The sequence below is a fragment of the Caulobacter sp. GW821-FHT10E02 genome, assembly GCF_059415225.1.
On sequence record NZ_JBWKMV010000004.1, the window covers coordinates 410709 to 436661 of the forward strand.

Genomic DNA, 25953 nt, shown 5'->3' on the forward strand with positions numbered 1-25953 from the left:
GCTTGTTTGAAATCCAACGATATCGCATCACTTCCATTCAGTTTTGAATGGATGCGCCGATGATGGACTGGAGCGACGTGCAGGTGTTCCTGGCGGTGGCCCGCACCGGCGGCCTCGGCGCGGCCGGCCGCGCGCTTGGCCAGAGCCAGCCGACCATGGGCCGTCGGGTCCGCGCGCTGGAAGAGGCCCTCGGCCAGACCCTGTTCCAGCGCACCGCCGAGGGCTTCGTCCTGACCGCCGAGGGCGAGGCGATCCTACCCCACGCCGAGCGGCTGGAGGAGGAAGCCCTGGCCATCCAGCGCACCCTGGACGCCGGGCGCGGCCTGTCGGGCTTGTTGCGGGTGGCGTGTTCGGACTGGTTCGGCGTCCATATCCTCGCGCCCGTCGTGGCGCGGTTCGGCGCCCTGCATCCCAGCGTCACGGTCGAGCTCTTAACCGACACCCGCCCCTACAGCCTAGCCCGGCGCGAAGCGGACCTGGCCTTCCGCATCCGGCCGTTCGACGAGCCGGACGTCGTGGTCCGCAAGCTGCTGCACATGCCGTATGGCCTCTACCAAGCGGCGGGCGCGCCGCATCCCGGCGACGGCGAGGGCGTGCGGCTGATCACCATGGACACCGCCTTCGACGGCCTGCCGGACGTGACCTGGCTGCGGAAGACCCTGCCCAAGGCCACGATCGGCGCGCGCAGCAACAACCGCGACGTCCAGGCGCGGCTCTGCCAACTGGGCGCGGGCTTGGCCGTCCTGCCGCGTCCGCTGGGCGAGGGTCTCTCAGGGTTGGAGCGGATCGACCTGGGCGAAGGCCCGCCTGGCCGCGACACCTGGCTGGGCTACCACCGCGACCTGCGCCGCAACGCCCGCCTACGCGCGTTCCTCGACGTCGCCCTCGACATGCTCGCGAACTAAAATCCGCTCGATATTCAGCTCGATCCAGTCGGCGAGGCCGCGCACCTTCTCGGCGACCTCCAGGCCCAGGGGCGTGAGGCTGTATTCCACGTGCGGCGGCACGACCTGATAGGCCACGCGGCGCACGAAGCCGTCGCCTTCCAGCTGCTGCAGGGTCTGGGCCAGCATCCGCTCGCTGACGCCCTCGATCGCCCGGCGCAGTTCGCTGAAGCGGTGCATGCCGGTCTCCAGCGTCATCAGCACCAGCACGCCCCAGCGGCTGGTGACGCGCATCAGCACCGCGCGCGACGGGCAGTCGCGGGCCATCAGGTCACCGCGCGCCAGCTTCTCCGAAAGGGGGACGGGAGTTTCTTTCATACTTACATTCATGTGGGTACTTACGGAAAGTAAGCAAGGCGCCCAGATCGCTCCTGTCATTCAAATCGGGAGAACGATCATGACCATCGCCATCACCGGCGCCACCGGCCAGCTGGGCCGCCTCGTCGTCGAAAGCCTCAAGACCCGCGTTCCGGCCGGCGACATCGTCGCCCTGGTTCGCGACCCGGCCAAGGCCGCCGGCCTGGGCGTGCCCGCCCGCGCCGCCGACTACGCCAAGCCCGAGACCTTGGGTCCGGCGCTCGCCGGCGTCGACACCCTGCTGCTGATCTCCAGCAACGCGGTCGGCCAGCGCCTGGCCCAGCACCGCGCCGTCATCGAGGCCGCCAAGGCCGCGGGCGTGAAGCGGATCGTCTACACCAGCATCCTGCGCGCCGACACGACACCGATCGGCCTGGCCGACGAGCACAAGGCCACCGAGGCGCTGCTGAAGGCCTCGGGCCTCGCCTACACCCTGCTGCGCAACGGCTGGTACACCGAGAACTATGCCGGTGCGATCCAGGGCGCGGTGGCGTCGGGCGCGCTGATCGGCAGCGCAGGCACTGGCAAGATCTCGGCCGCCGCCCGGGCGGACTATGCCGAGGCCGCCGCCGTGGTGCTGGCCACGGATGGCCACGAGAACAAGACCTACGAGCTGGCCGGCGACACGGCCTTCACCCTGGCTGACCTCGCCGCCGAGATCTCCGCAAAGGCCGGCAAGACCATCCCGTACAACGACCTGCCCGAGGCCGACTACGCCAAGGCGCTGGAGAGCCACGGCCTGCCCGCCGCCTTCGCCGCGATCCTGGCCCAGTCGGACGTCGGCGCATCGCAAGGCGGGCTGTTCGACGACGGCAAGCAGCTATCGGGGCTGATCGGCCGTCCGACCACGCCGATCTCGGCACTGGTCGCGAGCCTGCTGGCCTAAGAAGCTGTGGGTGGTCCCGGAAAGTCCTCGCCAAGGGCCGCCGGGACTGCCAAGCCGGCGCGATGAACCGCGTCGGCTACTACCGCCTGCCGCCCGTCAGGGGCGTCTTCTTCAGCCCGGTCCAGGAGGAGCGCCTGCTGCTCCTGGGCTGCCAGGAAGTGTTCAGCGACCGGTGCCTGACCAACGCCATTATCCGCCCGGGCCTCGACAAGGCCCTGGCGGCGCTGGAGCCCGGCGGGACCCTGGCGGTGCTCAGCTTGCATTCGCTAGCCGGCACGACGACCGACCTGATGGAGGCGGTGCTGAAGCTCAAGAGCCTGGGCCTGCACCTGGTCGTGGCCCAGCCCGAGATCGACACCAACACCGATCCCGGCTTCTTCGCCACGGTCGAGACCCTGACGGCCTTCAATGGCGAACGCGCCATGGTCAAGGCCGCCGAAGCGGCCCTGGTCAGCAAGGGCGTGAAGGGCGGCGGCGTGCAGGGCCTGAAAGCCGGCACGCCGCCCCTTGAGGACGAGTCCGAGGACTAGACCTTCAGCCGGTAGCCCGTCTTGAAGATCCAGCCCACCGCCGTCAGGCAGATGACCAGGAACACGCCGGTCATGGCCAGGCTGACGCCGACGCCGACGTCCGACTGGCCGTAGAAGCTCCAGCGGAAGCCGCTGATCAGATAGACCACGGGGTTGAACAGGGTGACCTTCTGCCAGATCGGCGGCAGCATCTTGATCGAGTAGAAGCTGCCACCCAGGAAGGTCAGCGGCGTCACGATCAGGGCCGGGACGATCTGCAGTTTCTGGAAGTTGTCGGCCCAGACGCCGATGATGAAGCCGAACAGGCTGAAGGTCACCGAGGTCAGGACCAGGAACAGCAGCATCACGAACGGGTGGGCGATCTCGAACGGCACGAAGATCCGGGCGGTGGCCAGGATCAGCAGGCCAAGGCAGATCGACTTGGTGGCGGCGGCGCCGACATAGCCGGTGACGGCCTCGAACCAGGCCACGGGGGCCGAGAGCAGCTCGTAGATCGTGCCGGCCCACTTGGGCATGTAGATGCCGAACGAGGCGTTGGAAATGCTCTCGCTGAGCAGCGACAGCATCACCAGGCCCGGGATGATGAAGGCGCCATAGCTGACGCCGTCGATCGACTGCATGCGCGAGCCGATCGCCGAGCCGAACACCACGAAATACAGCGAGGTCGAGATGACCGGCGCCAAGATGCTCTGCAACAGGGTGCGGAACCACCGCGCCATCTCGAAGCGGTAGATGGCCTTGATCGCGTAGAGGTTCATTGCGGGGCCCTCACCAGGCTGACGAAGATGTCTTCCAGAGAGCTCTGGTCGGTCTTGAGGTCCTTGAAGTCGACGCCGTTCTCGGAGAGGCGGCGCAGCAGGTCGGCGATGCCGGTGTCGTCGGCCTGGGCGTCGAAGGTGTAGACCAGATCGGCGCCGTCATTGATCAGGCTGAGCGAGGCGTCGGCAGCCAGGCCCGTCGGCAAGGCGGTCAGCGGCTCGCGCAGGTGCACGGTCAGCTGCTTCTTGCCCAGCTTGCGCATCAGGACAGACTTCTCCTCGACCAGGATGATCTCGCCCTTGTTGATCACCCCGATCCGGTCGGCCATCTCCTCGGCCTCCTCGATATAGTGGGTGGTCAGGATGATGGTGACGCCGCTCTCGCGCAGCTGGCGGACCATTTCCCACATGTCGCGGCGCAGCTCGACGTCGACGCCGGCGGTGGGCTCGTCTAGGAACAGGATGGTCGGCTCGTGGCTCAGCGCCTTGGCGATCATCACCCGGCGCTTCATGCCGCCCGACAGCGCCATGATCTTGCTGTCCTTCTTGTCCCACAGGGACAGGTCGCGAAGGATCTTCTCGATCAGGGCGTCGTTGCGCGGCTTGCCGAACAGGCCGCGCGAGAAGCTGACCGTGGCCCACACCGTCTCGAAGGCGTCGGTGTTCAGCTCCTGCGGCACCAGGCCGATCTTGGAGCGGGCCGCGCGGTATTCCTTCACCACGTCGTGGCCGTCGGCCAGCACGACGCCGAGGCTCGGGTTCACGATGCCGCAGATGATGCTGATCAGAGTGGTCTTGCCCGCCCCGTTCGGGCCCAGCAGGGCGAAGATCTCACCCTGCCGGATGTCGAGGTCGATCGTCTTGAGGGCCTGATGGCCGGACGCATAGGTCTTGGTCAGACCCTTTACCGATATGATTGAAGTCACGCCGTCTCCCCTAAACGCGACGATGCAGCGTCGCGCGTGCCCTGCTAGGTGGCTGATGCGGGCCGTAAATGGTGTCGCCCAAGCGGGATAACAGGGGCAAGCGCTGACTTCTGTCAGCAGCCGCCGGTCAGGTCGGCAGCTTGCGGACCTTCAGCACCGCGCCGTCGATGCCCGTGACCACCACTTCCTGGCTGATCGCCGGGATCGGCTCCTCGGTCTCGGCCGCCCAGTCCTTGCCGTCGACGAACACCCGGCCGCGACCCTGCTCGAAGGTCGACAGCACCTGGCCGCGCTGGCCGATCAGCCGTTGCAGCGGGTCATTGAGGTCGGCGTTCTTCGGCTCCAGCACCGGCCGGAGGAAGCGCCGGGCCAGATAGGTCAAGGCGATGGTCAGCACCGCGAAGAGCCCGATCTCCAACACCGCGCCCGGGTGGACCGCCTGGGCGATCAGCCCGACCACGAAGGCGCTGGCGGCCGGCCAGAGCAGCCAGCCGGTGCCGGTCGAGACCTCGATGGCCAGGCAGATGGCCGCGATGGCCAGCCACAGCCAGAACGGATGCAGGACGTAGAAGCCGGCGAGCGCGCCCATGACCTTACGCTCCGCGCTTCGGAGGCGGGCTGGTCGGCGTAGCGGTCGAGGCGGTCGAAGCGGACCGCGACGGCGGAGGAGCCTTCGGCGTATCCGCGCCCAGGCTCTTGATCAGCTCGCTGACGCCGGCGACCGTACCGGTCAGGCCGGCGAAATCGGCCGGGACGATGACCGTCTTCTGCTGCGGGCTGCGGGCGAGTTCGCCGAACGCTTCGACGTACTTCTGGGCGATGAAGTAGTTGATGGCGTTGACGTCGCCCTTGGCGATGGCCTCCGAGACGAAGGTCGTCGCCTTGGCTTCGGCCTCGGCTTCGCGCTCGCGGGCCTCGGCGTCGCGGAAGGCGGCCTCGCGGCGGCCCTCGGCCTGCAGGATGGCCGACTGCTTCTGACCTTCGGCGCGGGCGATCTGGGACTGCTTCTCGCCTTCGGCCTCGGTGATCACCGCGCGCTTCTCGCGCTCGGCCTTCATCTGGCGAGCCATGGCGTTGGTGATGTCCGGCGGCGGCGTCAGGTCCTTGATCTCGATGCGCGCCACCTTCACGCCCCACGGACCGGTGGCGTGGTCGATGGTCGAGAGCAGGCGGGTGTTGATCGCGTCGCGCTGGCTCAGCACCTCGTCCAGCTCCATCGAGCCGACGACGGTGCGCAGGTTGGTCTGGGCCAGCTGGGTGATGGCGTAGATCAGGTTGTCGACCCGATAGGCGGCTGCGGCGGCGTCCATCACCTGGATGAAGACGATCGCGTCGACCTTCACCGACACGTTGTCCTTGGTGATGACCTCCTGCTGCGGGACGTCCAGCACCTGTTCCATCATGTTGACCCGGCGCCCGATCGTCTCGACGAAGGGCGTGAGGATGCTGATGCCGGGCTTGAGGGTGCGGGTGTAGCGGCCGAACCGCTCGACGGTGAACTCGCGCCCCTGGGGCACGATCTTGATGACGCTCATCACCAGCACGAAGGCCAGGATCAGCAGGACCAGAACCACGATGGACGTGCCCAAGAGCGACGCTCCTCCACTAACTTCCGGTAGAGGTTAGCGCGCTCCCTCGTCGTCCGCCACGGAATCCGGCGCCTGGGCCTGGCGGACCGATTGCGAGAGCTTGTGGGCCAGGGCCTGGCCCTTGCGGGCGGCGGCCTGCTCGGCCTTGTGGCTGGCCTCGTCGCAGGTCGGATATTCGCTGCGGCGCGAGGCGAAGCCCGTATTGAACCGCTCGCGCAGCTGGGCGTCGAAGGCCTGGTCGGCCTGCTCCACCTCGGTCAGGCGGACCATGCGCGAGCGCCAGAACTGGTCGGTCTCGCCCTGGCAAGCCTGGCGCAGGGCGTGGCTCTCGCCCAGCGTATAGGCCAGGTCCAGAAGGCGCTGACGCTCGTCCGCGGCCCGCTCTTGAGCCAGGACCGGAGCAGCGACGAGGGCGCTGAGGAGAACGCCGATAAGGAACGGACGCGACATGAGCCTGTTATCGCCAATGCGCGCGAACCTGTCACCGTCCCGCGCCTGACGGGCGAACGGTTTGCGGCCGATCTGGGGATGAAATGTCTCTCGGTGTCAAAAAAGCTTGAGTCATAAAGGCCTTGCGATCGCCACAGATCGGGGTTTCCCTGTGGATACTGCAAGGAGGTCTAGCCATGACTGAGGTGCATTATGGTGTCGTGCGGGTCGGCGATCGCTGGTCCATCATCGGCGACAACCTGCGCTTTGGCGCCTACGAGACGCGCGGCGAAGCCCGCGCCGCGGCCCGACGCCTGGCCGAACACCCGGCCGGCCTGGGCCTGCCTGTGATGCTGTACGAGCAGGAAGAGGACTGGGCGCCGCTCAGCCCGACGACTCTCAGCTAAGGGGCTGAGCTAGGCCTCGGCAATTTCCTCGTCCTCGCCGTACAGGAACGGCTTGATGACGCGCCACACCTGAAGCGCCGACGCGACCGCGCCCACCACGGATGCGACGACCTGGAACGCCTGCCAGATGAGGCCGATCAACGGATCTTCACCCAGCATGGCCGCCAGCGGATAGATCAGGTGGCTGACGGTGATCCGGAACTGGGCGTAGGCGGCGGAATACTCCACCGACGCCCCGGCGATGGCGGCGGTGACCACCACCGCCAGGACCGGCGCCCACAGCAGCGGCAGGACCAGCAGCAGGGCGAGAGCCGTGATCAGCGACTTGGTCGACAGGCTGACGTCCGTGGCCACGGTGATCCCGACGCCGGTGATCACCGCCAGGCCCAGCAGCGCCAGGGCGATCGGCAGGACGAGGTCGGCGGTATCGGCCAGCGGCATCCTGACGCCGAAGACCATGGCGGCCATGACGAAGAGCGTAAGAACGAACGATCCGAGCCACAGCGCGCCATACTGGCTCAGCCTTTTCCGCAGGTGTCGCTTGGCGATCATCTTGGTTCTCCCAGGCCCGGCGGGAGGGTGCTTCGGAAGAGTCTCGCCGTCCACGGGAAACTAAGCCGTGCCCCACGCGCTTAAGCAGTCGAGCTTCACGGGAGGTAAGCATGACCGCCATCACCCGCATCGTCCGCAGCACCGCCGAGGGCGACGCCGCGCCGTCCTACGAGTCCAATCGCCTGCTGGCCGCCCTGCGCCCCGACGCCCTGGCCGAGCTGATCTCGCACCTGGTGCTGGTCGACCTGCCGGCCGACGCGGTGCTGTTCGATGTCGGCGACGACGTCGAACACACCTACCTGCCCTGCGGCCCGACCCAGGCTTCGCTGCTGGTCGTCACGTCCGACGGCCAGGAGATCGAGGCCGCCAGCATCGGCTTCGAGGGCGCGATCGGCGGCGTCGTCAGCGCCGGCTTCAAGCCGGCCTACGGCCGCGCCGTGGTCCGTGTGCCGGGCCATGCCTTCTGCCTGCCGACCGCCAAGCTGGAGGAGGTCAAGCTGCGCCATGCCGCCGTCGGCGACCTGTTCGATCGCGCCGCCGACGTGTTCATCGCCCAGATGATGCAGGTCGCCGCCTGCAACGCCCTGCACCCGATCGAACAGCGCGTCTGCCGCTGGCTGCTGTTCGCCCACGACCGCTCGGGCCGGGAGCCGATCCGCCTGACCCAGGAGACCCTGGCCCAGATGCTGGGCGTGCAGCGCACCACCATCAGCGCCGTCGCCCGCGCGCTGCAGGACGCCCGGGTCATCCATATCGGCCGCGGCAAGGTCGAGATCCTCGATCGCCCGGGCCTTGAGAAACGCGCCTGCGAGTGCCACGACGCCGTCGAGGCCCACTTCAAGCGCATCCTGCCGGCGCACGAACGTTAGGTGCGGAAGGCGCTGGCGCGGTCCAGCGCCGCCTCGGCCTCGCTGACCAGACGCGCCACGATCTCGCCGGCCGGCAGCACCTCGCGCACGCCGCCGGCGCTCTGGCCCATGGCGAAGCAGGACTTCTCCGGATCGAGGCCTTCGATCTGTCCGCCGATGCCGCCCATGGCTCCGGCCCGGATCGAGACCATGGCCTGCTGCGGAAAGCCCTGGATGTCGGCCGGCCTCGCCTCCCAGTCATCGACATAGGGGTTCTTGCGCACCCGCATCGGCTTGCCCGAGTAGCAGCGGGTGCGGACGGTGTCCTCGTCGGCCGCCTCGACCACCGCCTGGCGATAGAGGTCGCCGGCATGGGCCTCATGGCTGGCGATGAAGCGGGTGCCCATCCAGACGCCTTGCGCACCTAGGGCCAGAGAGGCGGCGAGACCTCGGCCGTCGTGCAGCCCGCCGGCGGCGATCACCGGGATCTTCACGGCCTCGACCGCCTGGGCGACCAGCGGCAGGGTGCCTACGAGGCCGGTGTGACCACCGCCCTCCCCGCCCTGGCAGATGACGGCGTCGCAACCGGCCTGCTCGGCCTTCACGGCGTGCTTCACCGCCCCGCAGACGACCATAACCTTTAGGCCGGCCGCCTTGAGCCGCTCGATGATCGGCAGAGGCACGCCCAGGCCGGCGATGAAGGACGAGGCCCCCTCTTCGATGATCACCTCGACGCTGGCGGTCAGGGCGTCGGGCGTGGCGGCCAGCAGATCGACGCCGAACGGCTTGTCGGTGAGGCTCCGCACCTCGCGCATCTGCTGACGGATGAAGTCCGGCGAGGTCCCGGCCATGCCCAACACGCCATAGCCGCCCGCGTTCGACACGGCCGCCGCCAGGGGCGCGTACGAAACCCCGCCCATGCCGGCCAGAAGGATCGGATGCTCGATATGCAGAAGATCGCAGAGCGGCGTGCGCAGGCCCATAACCGTTCCTCCCGTTGTTTCAGGGAGGGTTTCGCGCCACGCCCAGGCCCGCAAGCCTGCCGCGAGGTTAGCCGCGCTTCACCAGCTCGGCCTCGACGTCCGACTCGGCGGTCCAGAAGCAGCTGGCCATGGCCGTCAGGACCAGGGCAATCAGCGTCAGGAAGCCGCGCGGCGGCGCCAGGCTGACAACGTCTTGAGGCGTCATCTTGTTGTTTCCTCGTCGGCGTCCCGATCTGATGTCGGGACTGCCTTCAAGAAACTGTCTCACCGCCGGCGCGGTTCCGCAAGAGGCTGTTTTACATAGGTTTTTATTGGACTTCAGAGTCCAAGAAACGCATCTCTAGAAGATCGAGTATCCGCCATCGATCACCAGGGTCGTCCCCGAGTGGTAGCTGGACGCGTCCGAGGCCAGATAGACGGCCATGCCGCCGAAGTCCTCGGGCTCGCCCCAGCGGCGGGCCGGCACACGGGGGATGACCTTCTCGGCGAAGGCGGCGTTCTCCTGCGCCCCGGCCGTCATGTCGGTGGCGATCCAGCCCGGCAGGATGGCGTTGGCGCGTACCCCATACCGAGCATGCTCGACGGCGACCGACTTGATCATCGAGATCACCGCGCCCTTGGTGGCCGCATAGGCCTCGTTGCGCGCCGCGCCCTCGATGGCGGCCAGCGAGGCGATGCCGACCAGCGAGCCGCCTGGATCACCGGTCTTGGCCCGCTCGACCATGTGGCGGCAGGCCTCGCGCAGGGTGAAGAACACGCCGTCCAGATTGACCGACAGCACCTTGCGATAGGTCTCGGTCTTCATCTCGACGAACGACGGCGAGCCGTAGCCGATACCGGCATTGGCGAAGACGCTGTCCACGCGGCCCATGGCGGCCACGGCCTCTTCCATGCCTTCGCGGACCTGATCCTCGTCGGAGACGTCGACGGTCTGGGCCTTCACGCGGACGCCCAGGGTGGTCAGCTGCTGCTCGGCGGCGAGGTTGCGCTCGAGGTTCGAGCCCCAGATGACGATGTCGGCCCCGGCCTGGGCCATCGCCTTGGCCATGCCGAGACCGATGCCCCGGTTGCCGCCGGTGACCAGGGCCACCTTGCCCGACAGATTGAACGGCGCGTAGGCCATGCGAACCTCCCTCTTATCCTTGAAACATTTGTTTGAAGGAGAAGCGGTCAGGCGCGGAAGGTCAAGAGCCCCAGAAATGGAAGGCCTGCCAGCCGGCCCCGATCGCCGGCCGCGCCACGCCCATCAGGTCGGTGATCACGAAGGCCGCGCCAAAGATGAACTTGCTGACGCCGGGGACCCAGAAGATCAGGGCGAACAGGATCAGGAAGCCGATCTTTTCGATCCTGACCATCTTCGCCCGCACCCCGTCGGGCAGGAACGGCCGGATGACGCCGTAGCCGTCCAGGCCGGGGATCGGCAGCAGGTTGAGGACCAGGGCGCTGGCCTGCAGCAGGGCCAGCAGCGACAGCGCATCGCGCAGGGCGTCGGAGACCACGAACGGCAGGGCGACGGCCAGGGCGATCAGCACCGCCAGCGTCCCCAGCGGCCCGGCCAGCGAGGCCAGCGAGCGCCAGCCCTTCGAGCGCATCAGGTCCTCGCGCAGATAGACCGCGCCGCCGGGGAAGCCGATGCCGCCCAGCGCCAGGGCGATCAGCGGGAAGATGATGGTGGTGACGAGGTCGGTGTATTTCAGCGGGTCGAGGGTCAGATAACCCTTCTCGACGATCGTCGTGTCGCCGGCCTTGTGGGCGACGAAGGCGTGGCCGAACTCGTGGATGCCGACGCTGAGGATCCAGGCGGCGGCGACAAAGGCGAAGGTCAGCGGGCCGGCCGGCGGCAACTCAGCGGCCACCGCCCAGCCAAGGCCGACCACGGCGGCGATCAGGATCAGGGCGTTGGGACTGAGGGACGTACGCGGGGCGCGGGCTTCGACGAGGGTCATGGTTGCGATTGAGCACGCGCAACCTCGGGATACTAGACCCCGAACTTCTCGAACGTTTCCGCGATCACCCGCCGCGTCTCGTCCCACTCAACGAGCGCCATGGCCTCATCCCGCGACACGAACTTCGCCTCGGCCGCGTCATCCCCGGCCACCGGCTCGCCACCGGTCCAGCGGGCGGCGTAGTCGATCATCACGTAGTGGCGGGTGATCTCGCCGCCCGGACGGGCCGGGAAGACGCCATCGACCACGTCCAGCAGGCCCAGCAGTTGAGCCTCGACGCCGGTCTCTTCCTTCAGCTCGCGCAGGGCGGCGACCGCCAGGGTCTCGCCCCACTCCAGCCGTCCGCCCGGCAGGCTCCACTGGTTCAGCCTGGGCGGGGTGCCGCGCCGGATCAGCAGGACCTCGTCGCCGCGCAGGCAGACGACGCCGACGGTCGGCACGGGGTTGCTGCTCATGGGAATCCGACTTTCAGGTCGACCGAGGACTTCACACCGATACAGTTTCCGCAGTCGGCCAGCCACGCGTCCGCCGCCTTCCGTCCCCGTTCTTTGAGGTCGGTCAGGAAGCTCCATTCGGTGTCGAACTTGGTCGACAGCGACAGGTCCGCCAGCGGCTTGTCGGCGGTGATGGCGTGGACCAGCATCCGGCGATAGCGGCCCCGGGCGTTGTCCTTCAGCAGCCCCTCGTCCAGCAGCTTCTGAACGAAGCCGATGGCCCGCAATTCCGAGGCCAGCGAGGCGTTGAAGGTGATCTCGTTCAGCCGGTCCATGATCTCGCCCGGCGTCTTGGGCGTCTCGTCGCGGACGAACGGGTTGAGGCTGACGATCAGGATGTCGTCCGGCGTGTCGTCATAGAACAGCGGCCATAGCGGCGGATTGGCCAGGAAGCCGCCGTCCCAGTAGGGCTCGCCGTCGATCTCCACCGCCTGGAACACCTGCGGCAGGCAGGCGCTGGCCATGATGTGGCGCGCCGTCAGCACGGTCTCGCGGAAGATCACCGACTTGCTGGTCCGCACCGCCGTGGCGGCGACATAGAGCTTGATCGGGCTCTTCTCGCGGATCTGGCTGAAGGTGATCTCGCCTTCCAGCGCGTCGTGCAGCGGGTTCAGGTTGAACGGGTTGAACTCGTAGGGGCTGAGCGACAGGGCGAAGGTCTCGGCCATCCGCCAGCCGGGGGTGTTCTTCAGCCAGTCCGCCCCGCCGCCGAACGCACTGGTCCAGATCGAGGTGTCGCCGAACACGTTGCGGCCGCCCTGACGGTTCACCTGCCGCCAGAACGAGTCGAGCCGCTTGCGGGCGCCCGCCTTGCCGTCGTCGATCAGGCCCTGCGCCAGGCAGACAGCGTTCATCGCCCCGGCCGAGGCGGCGGTCACCGCCCGGATCTCCAGGTCGTCCTCTTCCAGCAGGCGGTCGAGCACGCCCCACTCGAACGCGCCGTGCGAGCCGCCGCCCTGGAGGGCCAGGCTCAGCGTCCGGGGGCCGGACTTCTTCTTGGTGAAGGGCGGGATGGGCACGGGGCCCAGCCTATTGCGCCACCCAGCCGCCGTCGATCTGGAACGCGGCGCCATTGGCCGAAGCCCCGGCGTCGGAGACCAGATACAACAGCATGCCGCCCAGCTGTTCGAAGGTGACGAACTGCTTGGTCGGTTGGGCGGCCAGGATCACGTCCTTCATCACGGCCTCTTCCGAGATGCCGCGGGCCTTGGCCTGGTCGGCGATCTGGGCCTCGACCAGCGGGGTCTTCACGAAGCCCGGGCAGATGGCGTTGCAGGTGATGCCGTGCTCGGCGACCTCGAGAGCCACCGTCTTGGTCAGGCCCAGGATACCGTGCTTGGCGGCGACATAGGCCGACTTGAACGGCGAGGCGACCAGGCCGTGGGCCGAGGCGATGTTGACGATCCGCCCGCGCCCCTGGTCCTTCATGATCGGCACCGCCGCCTTGGTGGCGTGGAAGGCCGAGGTCAGGTTGATCGCGATGATCAGGTCCCACTTGTCGTCCGGGAAGTCCTCGATCGGGGCCACGTGCTGGACGCCGGCGTTGTTGATCAGGATGTCCAGCTCACCGAACTCGGCCTTGGCGGCGCGGACCATGTCGGCGATCTCGATCGGCTTGGTCATGTCGGCGCCGTGATACAGCACCTCGACGCCGTGCTTCTCGGCCATCTCGGCCCGGGCCCGCTCGATGGCGTTCATCTCGCCCAGGCCGTTCATGACGATGTTGACGCCCTGGGCCGCGAGCGCGTCGGCCAAGGCGTGGCCGATGCCGCTGGTCGAGCCGGTGACGATGGCGACCTGCCCCTGCAAACCGAAGTCGACGGCCATGGGAACGCTCCTGATGACGCCCTAATAATGTTGCGGCGCAACATATAACTCGCCATTGCGAAGAGCGAGCCTTTATAAATTCACCAGTAGATGAATTCAGGGCTGCCGGCGAGCGAAAACCCAGTCGGACTCGGTCGAGAGGCTCGGCTTGAAGGCGTAGCCGTCCAGGTCGAAGCTTTTCAGCCCCTCGGCGCGGTCGACGCGGTTGTCGATGATGTAGCGCGCCATGCGGCCCCGGGCCTTCTTGGCGAAGAAGCCCAGCACCCGCAGCTCGCCGGCCTTCTCTTCCTTGAAGTGGCAGGTGACGACCGGCAGCTTCAGGGCCTTGGCGTCGACGGCGCCGAAATATTCCTGGCTGGCCAGGTTCACCAGGGTCGGGTCCTCGTGGCCCTCGGCGGCGGCGTTGAGGGTCTTGGAGATCGTCTCGCCCCAGAAGTCGTAGAGGTTCGAACCGCGCTTGGTCTTCAGGCGCGTGCCCATCTCCAGGCGGTAGGGCTGCAGGGCGTCGAACGGGCGCAGCACGCCGTAGAGGCCCGACAGGATCCGCAGGTGATCCTGGGCCCACTCCAGGGCCGGGCGATCCAGTTCACGCGCGGCCAGGCCGCCATAGACATCGCCGTTGAAGGCGATGACCGCCTGCAGGCCGTCCTCGAGTTCGGAATCGAAGGCCTGGAACCGCTCGCGGTTCAGCTTGGCCAGGGCGTCGGAGATGTGCATCAGCCGCTTCAGATCGGCGGCCGTCAGCTTGCGCGTGACCTTGGCCAGCTCGGCGATCTGGGGCTTCAGCGCCGGCGTGGTGAGGGGCAGCACGGCCGTGGGGGCGGTGAAGTCCAGCGACTTGGCGGGCGAAATGACCATCAGCATGGCCGGGGAGATAGAGACTTAAGCGCGGCGGCGCCAGCTAGTCATTCCCCGGAGTCGACACGCCGGCGCATGTCCCCATGGGCGGCGACGATCAGCGCGGCCAGCGCCGCCTCGTCGACCGGCTGACCCCACCGGAGCTTGACGTGCCGCATGCGCTTACCGGTGCCCTCCAGCAGGCCGGCCGGGTCAGGCAGCGACGCGCCTTCGTAGAAGCCGATATTGGCGTGGGCGGTGAAGGCGTCGACATAGGCGAAGGCGGCCTCGTCGACACAGGCGGTCGGATGGCCGTCATGCAGCAGCTCGCGGACATCCTCGCCAGCCTCGCGCAGCCGCTCGAACCACGGCTGCACCCGCTGGCGCATCGGCTCGTGGCCGGAGAACCAGGCTTCGACCTCGGGGTGGCGCCGCACGGCGCTGGAGAAGCGGAACAGCGTGCTCATGCCGCCATCAGGCCTCCGCCTGACGTCGTTGTCGAGTCCATCACTTTCCGTGATGGAAAGTTTTCACTTGCCAATTCGGAAAGTGAATCGATATGACTTTCCGCAATGGAAAGTAAGGAGGTCCCCGTGACCCGAGACGAAGACGCCCTGCGCATGCTGGCCGAGGTCGAAGCCGCCAATGCGGACCTGGCCGAACGCGCCAAGGCGCCGATCTGGTACCACTCGGTTCTGGGCCTGCTGATGGGCGGCCTCGCCGCGATCCAGGCCGCGCCACTGCCCTGGCAATACGCCTATTTCGCGCTCTTCGGCCTGGGGTGCTGGCTGCTGGTCAAGGCCTATATCCGCAAGACCGGGATGTGGATCTATGGCTATCGCTCGGGCCGCACCCGGATCGTGGCCGTGGGGCTGGCGACCCTCTGCGGCGGCCTGGCGGCGGTGTCCGGCTGGCTCTTCCACATGAAGCACGTGACCAATGCGCCGTTCCTGGCGGGCGCGATCATTGCCGTGGCGGCCACCGCCGGCGGCTTCGTCTGGGAAGCGGCCTTCCGCGCCGACCTGCGCGACGGGACCGGGCTGTGAGCGCCGAGCTGGACCCGGTGATCCACGCCCCCAACCGCTTGCAGATGTGCTGCATGCTGGCCCAGGCCGACACCATCGACTTCGCCACCGTCCGCGAGGCGCTGGACGTCTCGGAGTCGGTGCTCTCCAAGCACGTGAAGACCCTGGAGGAAGCCAGCTACGTCAAGGTCCGCAAGGCCGCGTCCGACGGTCGCCAGCGCACCTGGCTGTCGCTGACGCCCCACGGCCGCAAGGCGCTGAAGGGCCACCTGGCGGCGCTGAAAGCGATGATGGCCGGAGTACCTGAAGCCTAGCGCGTCAGAACGATCGGCTTGACCGAACCGCCCGAGACCGAGACCAGGCTGACGATCGTACCGCCTTCCTGGACCATGTAGTTGCCGCCATTGCCGGCCTGGGTCTCGATGCTGACCACGGCGGCGACGTAGTACTCGCCGTCGGGCAGGCGGTCGAAGGCGAAGCCGCCCTGGGCGTCGCAGGTGAGAACCGTCACCACCGGATCGAACGGCTGCGACTCCCAGCTCGTCCGGCGGGCGAAACCGCCCGTCTCCGAGCCATAGGCCTGACGCACGAAGGCGACCGTCGATGGGCCGCGCGGGAACAACCGCACCGGCGAGCCGGCGCAGCTGCGGGTCAGGCCGTTGCGCGTGCGCAGATAGGCCGTGCCCTTGATGATGTTGCTGCTGCTGACCACCGGCGGCGGAGGCGGCGGCGGGGCCGCGACCGGAGCGCCGGCGAGCGGCGTGGGCGTGTAGATCGGCGGCGGAGGCGGGGCCGGCGCATAGACCGGAGGCAGAGGCGGCGCGGGCGTGTAGACGGGCGCGGGCGGCGGTGGCGGTGCATAGGCCGGCTGCCGGATCGGCTCGGGCGGCGGCAGGGCGTCCTGCGGCGGCGCCTCGGCGAAGCGGTCGTAGGGCCCCGCCGGCTCCAGCTTCACGAAAGCCGGGTTGGGCACCAGGTCCTGGGTGGCGCCGGTCGAGGAGTCGACGACGACCCCGATCAGCCCGCCGACCAGGACATTCCCGGCCATGCCGGCGGCCCCGGCCTTGGCGGTCTTGTGGGTGACCGAGATGGTGGCCGGCTTGTAGCCCGGCTTGGTCACCGTCGCGACGAACTCGCTCTTGCGCTTCATGCGCATGGCGCAGGGCGTGGCGTCGCAGAAGAAGCCGTTGGAGGTCTCGACCCGCGCGCCGATCGGGTCGCTGTTGACCTCCCAGGCGTCGGTCGAGCCGCGCGTCACCGACGCGCAAGCGCTGAGCAGGACGCAAGCCGACACCGTCGCGACCAAACCGAGCTTCATGATCTTCCCCTCGGTCCCCTGACCGACCCTGAGCTCGCTTATGACCGCCCAGGGGTTGAGCAACGGTGAAGCCTCTGGACAAAACCTGTGGCTTTGGCGAGCTTTCCGCCCAATCGGGGGATGAGTTGATGCGCGTGCTCAAGATCGTGGCGACGATCGCCGTCTTGGCGGCGGCCAGCCTGCTGACGGCCTGCGTCACGCTGAAGACCGACCCGGCGGCCGAGGCCGTGGCCATGGACGTGCTCCGGGCCGTCAGGGACGCCAACGAAGGCGCCATGCGGGCCAGGCTGACACCCGAGGCCTCCGCCGTGATCACGCCTAGCCAGTTTCGGCAGCTCCGCGCCTACACGCCACCTGGCGAGCCCAGCCACCGCCGGCTGATCAACTTCTTTCACGGGTACGGCCAGACCGAGTCGCTGTCGCTCCAGTACGAGTTGACCTATCCCGGCGAGGGCGTGCTCTACGACATCCGCCTGAAGCGGCCGAAGGGCGGCGCCTGGCGGGCGGAGTATGTCCATCTGCAGCGGGCCACCGATGCCCAGCTGACCCCGAACCGCTTCACGCTCGCCAAGCCGCCCGGCCACTGGCTGTTCCTGGCCCTGACCCTCCTGTCGCCCGTGACCATGCTCGCCGCCCTGGTGGCGGTCGTCAGGGCGCCGCGCTTCAAGCGCAAATGGCTGTGGGCGATCGTGGCCCTGGCCGGCATGGGATCGGTGTCCATGGACTGGTCGACCGGACAGGTCCTCTTCAATCCCCTGACCCTGGCCCTGATCGGCGTCGGGGCGACCACGCAGGGCTTCCTGGGCTTCTTCCCGTACATCGTGAAGTTCACCCTGCCGATCGGCGCGCTGGTGGCATTCTGGCGCGTCGCCAAGGCTCGGCGCGAAGCCAAGGCCCTTCTGACGCTGGACGAGACCGCCGCCGGCGCCTAGGAACGCCGGATGACCCAGACCCTTGGCCTCGTGGCCGCCCTTACCTGGCCGCTGCCGATGATCGTGGCGCTGTTCATGGTCGCCCGCGACCGGACCCTGCGGTTCCGCATCGTGTGGGCGCTGCTGTGCTTCGTCGGGGTCGGGGCGTTCTGGATGGAGCAGAGCACCGGCCACTGGGGCTTTATCCCGCTGGCCATCAACGTGCTGGGTCCGAACTCGCAGCCGGGCTTCTACAAGGCGGTGATCCCGGCTGGCGCGATCGCCGTGCTGGTGCTGCAGACCCTGCGGGCCCGCAAGCGGCGCGAGTTGGCTAGAACAGAATCCGCGGGTTCATGATCCGCTTGGGGTCCAGCGCGCCTCGGATGGCGCGCAGGGCCGCGACTTCAATCGGGTCCTTGTAGGTCAGGGCCTCGGCCGTCTTCATCGCCCCCAGGCCGTGTTCGGCGCTGATCGAGCCCGAGAAACCGGCGGTGATGTCGTGGACGATCTTGGCCCCCTGCTCGCGCAGCGTGTCATGGGCGTCGTCGTCCGCGCCGACGGGCTTGAGCACATCGTAGTGGACATTGCCGTCGCCGACATGGCCGAAGGCGATGATGCGCACGCCCGGGAAAGCCTCTTCCAGCGCCGCGTCGGCCTGCTCGATAAAGGCCGGGATCTTCGAGACCGGCACCGAGATGTCGTGCTTCCACACCGCGCCCTCGGGCTTCTGGCCGGCCGAGTGGCCCTCGCGGATGTGCCAGAAGGTCTTCATCTGGGTCTCGGTCTGGGCCACGGCGGCATCGGCGATCAGGCCGTCGCCCAGGGCCTTGGCCAGCAGCCGCTCCAGCGCCGCCTCGGCCGTCCCAGGCTCGCCGCTGGCGATCTCGATCAGCACGTACCAGGGATGCTCGGTCGGCAGCGGATCGCGCAGGCCCGGCACGTTGCGGATGGTCAGGGCAAAGCCCAGCAGGCCCATCAGCTCGAACGCCTCGACGGCGCCGCCGGTCTCGTCCTTGGCGCGGGCCAGCAGTTGGATCGCATCGGCCGGCGAGTTCAGCCCCACGACCGCCACGGCCCGCGAGGCCAGCGGCGCATGCAGCTTCAGCGAGGCGGCGGTGACGATGCCCAACGTGCCCTCGGCCCCAATCAACAGCTGCTTGAGGTCGTAGCCGGTGTTGTCCTTGCGCAGGCGCTTGAGGCCGTTCCAGATCTCGCCATTGGGAAGGACGGCTTCGATGCCCAGCACCTGCTCGCGCATCATGCCGTAGCGCAATACGGCCGTGCCGCCGGCATTGGTCGAGATCAAACCGCCGATCGTGCACGAGCCTTCCGAGGCCACGCCGACCGTGAAGCGGCGACCCACGCGGGCAGCCTGCTGGTGGGCTTCGTACAGGGTGACGCCGGCCTCCAGCACCATGGCGTCGTCCAGCGGATCGACGTCGCGGATCGCCTTCAGCTTCGTAGTCGAGAGCAGGATTTCGCCGTGCGGGATCTGGCCGGCGACGAGGCCGGTATTGCCGCCCTGGGGCGTGATCGCCACGCCCTCGGCGGCGCAGATGCCGACCACGGCGGCGACCTCGGCGGTCGTGCGCGGTGTCACCAGCAGCGGCGTCTCGCCCTTCCACCGACCGCGCCACTCGACCAGATGCGGCGCGAGAACCTGCGGGTCCTGGCTCCAACCGCCCTCGCCGAGGACGGCCTTGATCCGGGAGACGACGCTTTCCAAGTCTTTTGGGGGAACGGGCTTGGTCATGGGCGGACTATAGGCCTCGCGCGGTCCTAGCCCAAGGCCGGGTCAGGGATGCCGCGGATGTCGCGCCAATATTCCTCGCGGACATTGTCGTCGATCACGGCCGGATCGCCCGCGCCCTTGAAGAGGCGGTCAGCGCCGTCCTTGCGCGCCCGGGCGATCCAGTACGGATGGCCGGTGACGCTGTCCTGGAAATTGGCCTTCAGGCCCGAATGGCGCAGCGCGAAGAACGTCTGGCCGGCATAGTGCAGGGTTTCGCCGCTCTTGGACGAGACGACCCGCCCGATCCGCGCCGGCCCGTTGATGCCCTTGGACTTGTCCTCGACATACATGATCCGGGACTTGCTCTTCATTGGTCTATCCTACGAAGCCGGCGGCGCGACGCAGCCGGTCATTGATCGCTTCGCCCAGGCCGTCTTCCGGGATCGGCGCGACGGCGATGGCCGAGGGGCGCAGACGGTCGGCGGCGCGTAGGTACGCGAAAAGGTTGGCGGCGGCTTCGGCGAGATCGCCGGCCGGGCTCAGGTTGAAAACGCGCGGGCTCTGCGGCCAGTCGCCAAACGCCAGATAGGCCTCGCCGGCCTCCGGGGTCCTAGCGTTGATCCGCACGGGGGCGTCCGGGGCGTAGTGCAGCGCCAGGCGGCCCGGCGAGCGCTTGGCGTCGTCCTCGGCTTCGGCCAGCGGACCGACGATCCGTTGCAGCTGGAAGCGGGTGACAGCGCCGGGCCTTAGCAGACGCGCCTCGCCGCCGAGGACCGACACCACGGTGGATTCCAGGCCGACGGCACAGGGGCCGCCATCCAGGGCGGCGGCGGCCTTGTCGCCGGTCTCGGCGACGGCGTCGGCATAGGTGGTCGGACTGGGCCGGCCCGAGCGGTTGGCCGAGGGCGCGACGACGGCGCCGCCGAACGCCTCCAGCACCGCGTGCGATACGGGATGGCCCGGCACGCGGATGGCCACGGTGTCGAGCCCGGCGCGAGCCAGGTCGCAGACGACGGCGGTGTCCTTGATCGGCGCGACGATGGTCAGCGGGCCCGGCCAGAATTCGCGGGCCAGGGCCCAGGCGCGGTCGTCGAAATTGGCGATCCGCGCGGCGGTCTCCAGGTCGGCGACGTGGGCGATCAGCGGGTTGAAGCGCGGCCGGCCCTTGGCCTCGAAGATCGCCGCCACGGCCGCCGGGTTCGAGGCGTCGGCCCCGAGCCCATAGACCGTCTCGGTCGGCAGGATGACCAGACCGCCGGCGCGCAAGGCGTCGGCGGCGGCTGCTATTTCTTCTTGGCGGTCAGGCTGAAGCTGACCTTCACCTTCGCCGCGATTTCGTCCGTCGACGCCCATTCGCCCTGCCCAACTCCAAACGTCGTCCGGTCCAGGGTCGTTACACCCCGCGCGGTCGCCGTGTCGCCGTCGATCTTCAGGGTGAAGGGCAGGCTGAGCGGCTTTTTCACGCCGCGCAGGTCCAGGGTCCCGTCGGCGATGAACTTGCCTTCGCCGGTCTTGCGGAACTTCGTGGCGGTAAAGGTGGCCTTCGGATGCTCGGCGGTGTCGAAGAAGTCGCCGCTGGGCAGGCTCTGGTCGCGCTGGGCGTCGCCGGTATCGACCGAGGCCGTGTCGATGGCCACGGTCAGCTTCGAGCGATCCAGGGCTTCGGGCGAGAAGAAGATGTCGGCGGTCCAGGTCTTGAAGCGGCCCTCGATGGCGTTCTCCGACCAGGTGGCGGAGAAGCCCAGGGTCGAACCCTTCTGGACGGCCCAGGCGACGGGGTCCTTGAACTCGGCGACCGGCGCGGGAGCCTCGACGGCGGGCGGGGCGGCTTCGGCGGACGGGGCGGCGGCTGGGGCCGGCGCTTCCGCAGGAGCCGGATCGGCGACCTGAGCCGGCGCAACGGGCTTGGCCTTGGTGGCCGGCATGTAGAGGTAGCCGGCGGCGACCACGGCGGCGAGGCCGGCGGCGGCCAGCCACAGGCGCGGCTCCTTGATCCCCGGCTTGGCGCCGGCGGCCATGTGGCCGAACACCGCGTCGCGGTCGAGGATCTGGTGCTTGGCCACCGCGCCCAGGTGCAGGGCCAGCAGCAGGTAGGTGGTCTTGACCAGCAGGCCGTGGCCCAGCTCGCCGACCTGATGCCACGCGTGCTTGGGCGCGGCGGCCAGCTCGGGCAGGCCCGGGATGTGCGGCCACGGGATCACCCCGTACAGCAGGGTCGGGATCGGCACGCGGCTGGTCGAGACGATCAGCCAGCCGGTCAGCGGCAGGCCGATCATGATCAGGTAGAAGCCCCAGTGCACGATGTGCGAGGCGGTCCGCTCCCACCTCGGCTGGCCCTCGGGCGGGGCCGGCGGCGTGTTGAACAGCCGCCAGGCCAGCCGCGCCAGGCTGAGCAGCAGGATGGTGATGCCGATCGACTTGTGCAGCTGGAACAGGGCGTAGGTCGTCGGGCCCTTGGGCCCGTCGCCCATCCGCCAGCCCAGGATGATCTGGAAGATGATGGCCGCGGCGATCAGCCAATGGATGACGATCGCCACCGTCGTGTAGCGCGTACGGCTCGCGGCCATGGACATCTCCCAGATTCCCTAGTGCTCTGGCTTACTTCTTTTCGAACTCGACTTCGATGTTCAGCGTCACGTCGTCGCCGACCAGCGGCACGTACTTGCTGACGCCGAAGTCCGAACGCTTGATGGTCGTCGAGGCCGAGAAGCCCGTGCGGGTCTGCAGCGGGATCATGCCCGAACCGACGCCGTTGAAGGTGACGTCCAGGGTCACCGGCTTGGTGACGCCGTGCAGGGTCAGGTCGCCGGTCACCGTGCCGTGCTGGCCGTCGCCGACGTTCACGGCGGTCGAGGCGAAGGTCACGGTCGGGTACTTGGCGGCTTCCAGCCAGCCGTCGCCGGCCAGTTCCTTGTTGAACTTCAGGCCGAAGGCGTCGGCGCCCGTGGCGGTGTCGACCGACGCCGGGTCGATCGTGACGTTGATCTTGGCGGCTTCCGGGGTCTTCGGATCATAGTGGAACTCGGCGTCCACCTTGGTGAAGCGGAACTGGTAGTTCGAGAAGCCCATGTGCTTGAGCTTGGCCACGACCGAGGCGTGGGTCTTGTCGAGCACGTAGTGGCCGGCGGGCAGGTCGGTCGGCTTCACCGACGAGACGCCCGGGGCGGCCAGAGCGGCGGGGGCCGTGAAGAGGGCCACGGCGAGCGCGGCATAGGCGTAAGGACGATACATCGGGGAGGGCTCCAGGAAAGGAATTACAACAGCACTGGTTGCAGTTCCCCGATCTAAGTAGTCCAACACGGCTTTAAAGGCCCAGCTGATCACGAGCCCGTGATCCACCCTCATAAAGACGCCTTGGCGACGCTGCGTCACCCCGCCTAAACAGATCGGCGTCCCTTTGGAGTAAGCCGGCATGACTTATCGCGCGCCTGTTCGCGACCTCACCTTCTCGCTGCGACATGCGGCGGATTTCGGGCGGCTGGCCGACGCCTTCCCAGAAGCCGACGCCGACACGGTGGCCGCGGTGCTGGAAGCGGCCGGCGCCTTCGCCGCGGACGTGCTGGCCCCGCTGAACCGCCAGGGCGACCTGGTCGGCGCCAGGCTGGAGAACGGCGTGGTCCGCTCCGCCCCCGGCTTCGCCGACGCCTACAAGCAGTTCGCGCAAGGCGGCTGGGCCAGCCTCGCCGCGCCGGTCGAGCACGGCGGCCAGGGCCTGCCCAAGACGCTGGAAGTGGCGGTGCTGGAGATGATCCAGGCCTCGAACATGGCCTTCGGCCTCTGCCCGATGCTGAGCCTGGGGGCCATCGAGGCTCTGGAGCTGTGCGGCACCGACAGCCAGAAGCACACCTATCTGGGGAAGCTGGTCTCCGGCGAGTGGACCGGCACCATGAACCTGACCGAGCCGCAGGCCGGTTCGGACCTGGCCGCCCTGACGACCATGGCCACGCCCGATGGCGACGGCGGCTGGAAGATCACCGGCCAGAAGATCTTCATCACGTGGGGCGACCACGACGCGACCGACAACATCGTCCACCTGATCCTGGCCCGCACGCCCGACGCCCCTCCCGGCGTGAAGGGCATCTCGCTGTTCCTGGCGCCTAAGGTGCTGGTCGACGCCGACGGCAAGCTGGGCGAGGCCAACGCCGTGCGCGTGGGCGGGCTGGAGCACAAGCTGGGCATCCACGGCTCGCCCACCTGCGTGATGCTGTTCGAGGGCGCCAAGGCCGAGCTGGTCGGGGGCCTGGGCCAAGGCCTGCCGAACATGTTCGTGATGATGAACGCCGCCCGCCTGCAGGTGGGCGCGCAAGGGGTGGCCATCGCCGAGCGCGCCTACCAGCAGGCCCTGAACTTCAGCCAGGAGCGCGTCCAGGGCCGCTCGGCCTGGACCGGCGCCTACCCCGCCCGCCTGTTCGACCATCCGGACGTGCGCCGCTCGCTGGTGCTGATGAAGGCCCATATCGAGGCCGCGCGGGGCATCTGCCTGTCGACCGCCGTCGCCGCCGACCTGTCGCGCGCCGCCGCCGACGAAGCGACCCGCACGGCCGCCAAGCTACGCGAGGAGCTGCTGACCCCGATCGCCAAGGCCTGGTCGACCGATGTCGGCGTCTGGGTCGCCTCGCAGGGCGTGCAGATCCACGGCGGCATGGGCTTCATCGAGGAGACCGGCGCGGCCCAGCACTATCGCGACGCCCGCATCGCCCCGATCTACGAAGGCACCAACGGCATCCAGGCCATCGATCTGGTCGGCCGCAAGCTGATGATGGGCGAGGGCCAGGCGGTCGGCGACCTGATGGACGACATCCGCGACACCATCGACGTGCTGCTTGCCGGCGATCTCAAGGCCGTCGGGCTGCGCCTGGAGGCCGCCCTCGACGCCGCCGCCTCGGCCACCGCCTGGCTGATCGAGCGTCGTACGAAATCCATGCCGGACGCGCTGAGCGGCGCCACGGCCTATCTGAAGCTGCTGGGCGATGTGGTCGGTGGCTGGATGCTGGCCAAGGGCGCGCTGGCGGCTGCCGGCGAGGCTGATGCGGCCTGGGCCGAGAGCAAGCGGGCTCTGGCCCGGGTCTTCGCCGAGTCGGTGCTGGCCCAGGTCCCGGGCGCGGCGGCCGGCGTCATGCTGGGCGCGGCCGATCTGGAGGCGATGACCCCCGAAGTGCTGGGCGCCTAGACATGCTGGCGGACCTGCCGTTCGACATGGCCCATCCGTCCGCGCCGTGGTTCGCGGTCAGTAACAGCGGCGGCGGCCCATATGGGTCGAACAGCGTGCGGGTCATGTTCAGCCGCCGGACCACGGTGGGTGCGCACGGCGAGGTGCTGGCCGATCCGCCGCCGATCTGGGTCGTCCGCCGCGAGACCATGCAGAGCTGGACCATGGGCCAGCGCGCGGGCCAGACGGAGAGGGTCGTGAAGTGGGCCGACGGCCGGACATGCTCTGCCCTGGCCAAGGTGCTGGACAGCATCGACGCCCTGCCGCCCGTCAAGCCGTACCGCTGGCGCGAGATCAAGGACGCCTTTATCGCCGCCCCGCCCGTCCACAGCGGCAGCTGGAGCCTGTCGATGTCGGGCCCGGACATGATGGGCGTGACCCTCAACGACCTTAGCGGTCGAACGGTCGGTGCCTGGTGGGGACGCGCCAACACGGCCCTGGAGCCCTGCTGGCGCGACGAGGAACCCACCTATCCCTAGGCCTTGAAGAAGGCCAGCAGGTCGGCGTTGATGATTTCCGGGTGGGTGGACGCCATGCCGTGCGGCAGGCCCGGATAGGTCTTCAGCGTGCCCTTCCTGACCAGCTTGATGGCCAGGTGGGCGCTGTCGGCGATCGGCACGATCTGGTCGTCCTCGCCGTGCATGATCAGCACAGGCACATCGACCTTCTTAAGGTCGTCGGTGAAGTCGGTCTCCGAGAAGGCCGTGATGCAGTCGTAGTGGGCCTTGATGCCGCCCGTCATGCCCTGGCGCCACCAGTTGTCGATCAGGCCCTGGCTGACCTTGGCGCCCGGACGATTGAAGCCGAAGAACGGCCCGGCCGGGATGGCGCGGTAGAACTCGGCGCGATTGGCCAGCAGGGCTGTGCGGAAGCCGTCGAACACCTCGATCGGCAGGCCGCCCGGGTTCTTGGCCGACTTCAGCATCACCGGCGGCACGGCGCCGATCAGCACGACCTTGGCCAGCCGGCCCGGCTTGGCGCGCGCCGCGTAGTGGATCGCCTCGCCGCCGCCCGTCGAGTGGCCGACGTGGATGGCGTTCTTGAGGTCCAGATGGTCGGCCAGGGCGATGACGTCGGCGGCGTAGGTGTCCATCTCGTTGCCGGTGTCGGTCTGGGTCGAGCGGCCATGACCGCGACGGTCATGAGCGATGACCCGATAGCCCTTGCCCAGGAAGAACATCATCTGGGCGTCCCAGTCGTCGGCGCTGAGCGGCCAGCCGTGGTGGAAGACGATCGGCTGGGCGTCCTTGGGGCCCCAGTCCTTGTAGAAGATCTGGACGCCGTCCTGGACGGTGACGAAACCGCTCTGGGCGCGGTTCGCGGCGGTAGCCTTCGGGGTCGCGGCTTGGGCGGAAGCGCCCAGCGAGGCGGCCGCCACGGCGGCGAGACCGAAGCCGGCGGTCATCACGCCGCGACGGGAAGCTTGGTTCGACTGGCTCATGGAT

General features: G+C 68.5%; 34 protein-coding genes. 11 read left to right on the forward strand and 23 right to left on the reverse strand.

Going from position 1 to position 25953, the window contains the following annotated elements; all coding sequences use genetic code 11:
- Positions 1-59: 59 nt before the first annotated feature.
- Positions 60-905 carry a LysR family transcriptional regulator gene (locus AC07NI_RS21735; protein ID WP_494622983.1) on the forward strand — a complete coding sequence of 282 codons (846 nt, stop codon included), beginning with the start codon at positions 60-62 and terminating at the stop codon, positions 903-905.
- Here the strand turns inward: AC07NI_RS21735 and AC07NI_RS21740 are convergent.
- Positions 861-1262, reverse strand: coding sequence for a winged helix-turn-helix transcriptional regulator (locus AC07NI_RS21740; RefSeq protein ID WP_494622985.1), 402 nt, complete (start codon positions 1260-1262; stop codon positions 861-863). The genes AC07NI_RS21735 and AC07NI_RS21740 overlap by 45 nt on opposite strands.
- A 79-nt stretch (positions 1263-1341) precedes the next feature.
- Here AC07NI_RS21740 and AC07NI_RS21745 point away from each other — a divergent pair, with 79 nt between their 5' ends.
- Complete coding sequence (locus tag AC07NI_RS21745; RefSeq protein ID WP_494622987.1) at positions 1342-2187, forward strand: SDR family oxidoreductase; 846 nt, start codon at positions 1342-1344, stop codon at positions 2185-2187.
- Between the two features lie 62 nt (positions 2188-2249).
- Positions 2250-2717, forward strand: a complete 468-nt coding sequence (locus AC07NI_RS21750) for a recombinase family protein (RefSeq protein ID WP_494622989.1) — start codon at positions 2250-2252, stop codon at positions 2715-2717.
- On the opposite strand, the gene AC07NI_RS21755 is transcribed toward AC07NI_RS21750, so the two are convergent.
- The 5 genes from AC07NI_RS21755 to AC07NI_RS21775 form a co-directional block, all read right to left on the reverse strand.
- Entirely contained in the window at positions 2714-3475 is a 762-nt protein-coding gene (locus tag AC07NI_RS21755; RefSeq protein ID WP_494622991.1) for an ABC transporter permease, read from the reverse strand. The genes AC07NI_RS21750 and AC07NI_RS21755 overlap by 4 nt on opposite strands.
- Positions 3472-4425, reverse strand: coding sequence for an ABC transporter ATP-binding protein (locus AC07NI_RS21760; RefSeq protein WP_494623337.1), 954 nt, complete (start codon positions 4423-4425; stop codon positions 3472-3474). The genes AC07NI_RS21755 and AC07NI_RS21760 overlap by 4 nt, the downstream gene beginning before the upstream one ends.
- 103 nt (positions 4426-4528) lie before the next feature.
- Positions 4529-4990 carry an NfeD family protein gene (locus AC07NI_RS21765; RefSeq protein WP_494622993.1) on the reverse strand — a complete coding sequence of 154 codons (462 nt, stop codon included), beginning with the start codon at positions 4988-4990 and terminating at the stop codon, positions 4529-4531.
- A 4-nt stretch (positions 4991-4994) separates the two neighbouring features.
- On the reverse strand, positions 4995-5936 hold the full coding sequence (locus AC07NI_RS21770; RefSeq protein WP_494623339.1) for an SPFH domain-containing protein: 942 nt from the start codon (positions 5934-5936) through the stop codon (positions 4995-4997).
- An 87-nt stretch (positions 5937-6023) separates the two neighbouring features.
- Positions 6024-6440 (reverse strand): TIGR02301 family protein, encoded by a 417-nt coding sequence (locus tag AC07NI_RS21775; RefSeq protein WP_494622995.1) that lies wholly within the window; start codon positions 6438-6440, stop codon positions 6024-6026.
- 176 nt (positions 6441-6616) lie between these two features.
- Between AC07NI_RS21775 and AC07NI_RS21780 the strand changes: the two genes are divergently transcribed.
- Positions 6617-6826 carry a hypothetical protein gene (locus AC07NI_RS21780; protein WP_494622997.1) on the forward strand — a complete coding sequence of 70 codons (210 nt, stop codon included), beginning with the start codon at positions 6617-6619 and terminating at the stop codon, positions 6824-6826.
- Between the two features lie 9 nt (positions 6827-6835).
- Here AC07NI_RS21780 and AC07NI_RS21785 read toward each other — a convergent pair whose 3' ends face one another.
- Entirely contained in the window at positions 6836-7378 is a 543-nt protein-coding gene (locus tag AC07NI_RS21785; protein ID WP_494623000.1) for a hypothetical protein, read from the reverse strand.
- A gap of 110 nt (positions 7379-7488) precedes the next feature.
- Here AC07NI_RS21785 and AC07NI_RS21790 point away from each other — a divergent pair, with 110 nt between their 5' ends.
- Positions 7489-8247 (forward strand): Crp/Fnr family transcriptional regulator, encoded by a 759-nt coding sequence (locus AC07NI_RS21790; protein WP_494623004.1) that lies wholly within the window; start codon positions 7489-7491, stop codon positions 8245-8247.
- On the opposite strand, the gene AC07NI_RS21795 is transcribed toward AC07NI_RS21790, so the two are convergent.
- From AC07NI_RS21795 to AC07NI_RS21835, 9 genes are all read right to left on the reverse strand, one after another.
- Positions 8244-9209, reverse strand: coding sequence for an NAD(P)H-dependent flavin oxidoreductase (locus AC07NI_RS21795; RefSeq protein WP_494623006.1), 966 nt, complete (start codon positions 9207-9209; stop codon positions 8244-8246). The two genes, AC07NI_RS21790 and AC07NI_RS21795, sit on opposite strands and share 4 nt — an antisense overlap.
- 67 nt (positions 9210-9276) lie before the next feature.
- Positions 9277-9414, reverse strand: coding sequence for a hypothetical protein (locus AC07NI_RS21800; protein WP_494623008.1), 138 nt, complete (start codon positions 9412-9414; stop codon positions 9277-9279).
- 135 nt (positions 9415-9549) lie between these two features.
- Positions 9550-10332 carry an SDR family NAD(P)-dependent oxidoreductase gene (locus tag AC07NI_RS21805; protein ID WP_494623010.1) on the reverse strand — a complete coding sequence of 261 codons (783 nt, stop codon included), beginning with the start codon at positions 10330-10332 and terminating at the stop codon, positions 9550-9552.
- Positions 10333-10393: 61 nt separating this feature from the next.
- The gene (locus AC07NI_RS21810; RefSeq protein WP_494623012.1) at positions 10394-11155 is read right to left on the reverse strand and encodes a site-2 protease family protein; all 762 of its coding nucleotides are present in this window, start codon (positions 11153-11155) and stop codon (positions 10394-10396) included.
- 32 nt (positions 11156-11187) lie between these two features.
- Positions 11188-11610 carry an NUDIX hydrolase gene (locus tag AC07NI_RS21815; protein WP_494623014.1) on the reverse strand — a complete coding sequence of 141 codons (423 nt, stop codon included), beginning with the start codon at positions 11608-11610 and terminating at the stop codon, positions 11188-11190.
- Positions 11607-12668, reverse strand: coding sequence for a patatin-like phospholipase family protein (locus AC07NI_RS21820; protein WP_494623016.1), 1062 nt, complete (start codon positions 12666-12668; stop codon positions 11607-11609). The genes AC07NI_RS21815 and AC07NI_RS21820 overlap by 4 nt, the downstream gene beginning before the upstream one ends.
- Before the next feature lie 10 nt (positions 12669-12678).
- Complete coding sequence (locus tag AC07NI_RS21825; RefSeq protein ID WP_494623018.1) at positions 12679-13476, reverse strand: 3-hydroxybutyrate dehydrogenase; 798 nt, start codon at positions 13474-13476, stop codon at positions 12679-12681.
- Positions 13477-13572: 96 nt separating this feature from the next.
- Positions 13573-14340 (reverse strand): peroxide stress protein YaaA, encoded by a 768-nt coding sequence (gene yaaA / locus AC07NI_RS21830; RefSeq protein ID WP_494623020.1) that lies wholly within the window; start codon positions 14338-14340, stop codon positions 13573-13575.
- 41 nt (positions 14341-14381) lie between these two features.
- A complete protein-coding gene (locus AC07NI_RS21835) occupies positions 14382-14780 on the reverse strand; it encodes a DUF1801 domain-containing protein (RefSeq protein ID WP_494623022.1) in 399 nt (132 codons plus the stop codon).
- 126 nt (positions 14781-14906) lie between these two features.
- Here AC07NI_RS21835 and AC07NI_RS21840 point away from each other — a divergent pair, with 126 nt between their 5' ends.
- On the forward strand, positions 14907-15359 hold the full coding sequence (locus tag AC07NI_RS21840) for a hypothetical protein (RefSeq protein ID WP_494623024.1): 453 nt from the start codon (positions 14907-14909) through the stop codon (positions 15357-15359).
- Positions 15356-15652, forward strand: coding sequence for a transcriptional regulator (locus AC07NI_RS21845; protein ID WP_494623026.1), 297 nt, complete (start codon positions 15356-15358; stop codon positions 15650-15652). The genes AC07NI_RS21840 and AC07NI_RS21845 overlap by 4 nt, the downstream gene beginning before the upstream one ends.
- Here AC07NI_RS21845 and AC07NI_RS21850 read toward each other — a convergent pair.
- Positions 15649-16656 carry a hypothetical protein gene (locus AC07NI_RS21850; protein ID WP_494623028.1) on the reverse strand — a complete coding sequence of 336 codons (1008 nt, stop codon included), beginning with the start codon at positions 16654-16656 and terminating at the stop codon, positions 15649-15651. The genes AC07NI_RS21845 and AC07NI_RS21850 overlap by 4 nt on opposite strands.
- Before the next feature lie 128 nt (positions 16657-16784).
- On the opposite strand from AC07NI_RS21850, the gene AC07NI_RS21855 reads away from it, so the two are divergent.
- Positions 16785-17588 (forward strand): hypothetical protein, encoded by an 804-nt coding sequence (locus tag AC07NI_RS21855; protein WP_494623030.1) that lies wholly within the window; start codon positions 16785-16787, stop codon positions 17586-17588.
- Positions 17589-17597: 9 nt separating this feature from the next.
- Positions 17598-17924 carry a hypothetical protein gene (locus AC07NI_RS21860; RefSeq protein ID WP_494623032.1) on the forward strand — a complete coding sequence of 109 codons (327 nt, stop codon included), beginning with the start codon at positions 17598-17600 and terminating at the stop codon, positions 17922-17924.
- Here the strand turns inward: AC07NI_RS21860 and AC07NI_RS21865 are convergent.
- From AC07NI_RS21865 to AC07NI_RS21885, 5 genes are read right to left on the reverse strand one after another with little or no spacing between them, the layout of a single operon-like run.
- On the reverse strand, positions 17899-19320 hold the full coding sequence (locus AC07NI_RS21865) for an FAD-binding oxidoreductase (protein ID WP_494623033.1): 1422 nt from the start codon (positions 19318-19320) through the stop codon (positions 17899-17901). The two genes, AC07NI_RS21860 and AC07NI_RS21865, sit on opposite strands and share 26 nt — an antisense overlap.
- Before the next feature lie 26 nt (positions 19321-19346).
- On the reverse strand, positions 19347-19670 hold the full coding sequence (locus AC07NI_RS21870) for a 1-deoxy-D-xylulose-5-phosphate synthase (RefSeq protein WP_494623035.1): 324 nt from the start codon (positions 19668-19670) through the stop codon (positions 19347-19349).
- Positions 19671-19674: 4 nt separating this feature from the next.
- Positions 19675-20652 (reverse strand): L-threonylcarbamoyladenylate synthase, encoded by a 978-nt coding sequence (locus AC07NI_RS21875; RefSeq protein WP_494623037.1) that lies wholly within the window; start codon positions 20650-20652, stop codon positions 19675-19677.
- Positions 20583-21866 carry a YceI family protein gene (locus AC07NI_RS21880; RefSeq protein WP_494623039.1) on the reverse strand — a complete coding sequence of 428 codons (1284 nt, stop codon included), beginning with the start codon at positions 21864-21866 and terminating at the stop codon, positions 20583-20585. The genes AC07NI_RS21875 and AC07NI_RS21880 overlap by 70 nt, the downstream gene beginning before the upstream one ends.
- Positions 21867-21897: 31 nt before the next feature.
- Complete coding sequence (locus AC07NI_RS21885; RefSeq protein ID WP_494623041.1) at positions 21898-22530, reverse strand: YceI family protein; 633 nt, start codon at positions 22528-22530, stop codon at positions 21898-21900.
- 181 nt (positions 22531-22711) lie between these two features.
- Between AC07NI_RS21885 and AC07NI_RS21890 the strand changes: the two genes are divergently transcribed.
- Together AC07NI_RS21890 and AC07NI_RS21895 are read left to right on the forward strand one after the other, a co-directional pair.
- Complete coding sequence (locus tag AC07NI_RS21890; RefSeq protein ID WP_494623043.1) at positions 22712-24469, forward strand: acyl-CoA dehydrogenase family protein; 1758 nt, start codon at positions 22712-22714, stop codon at positions 24467-24469.
- A 2-nt stretch (positions 24470-24471) separates the two neighbouring features.
- The gene (locus AC07NI_RS21895) at positions 24472-24987 is read left to right on the forward strand and encodes a hypothetical protein (RefSeq protein ID WP_494623045.1); all 516 of its coding nucleotides are present in this window, start codon (positions 24472-24474) and stop codon (positions 24985-24987) included.
- Here AC07NI_RS21895 and AC07NI_RS21900 read toward each other — a convergent pair.
- Positions 24984-25949 carry an alpha/beta fold hydrolase gene (locus tag AC07NI_RS21900; RefSeq protein WP_494623047.1) on the reverse strand — a complete coding sequence of 322 codons (966 nt, stop codon included), beginning with the start codon at positions 25947-25949 and terminating at the stop codon, positions 24984-24986. The two genes, AC07NI_RS21895 and AC07NI_RS21900, sit on opposite strands and share 4 nt — an antisense overlap.
- Between the last annotated feature and the right edge of the window lie 4 nt (positions 25950-25953).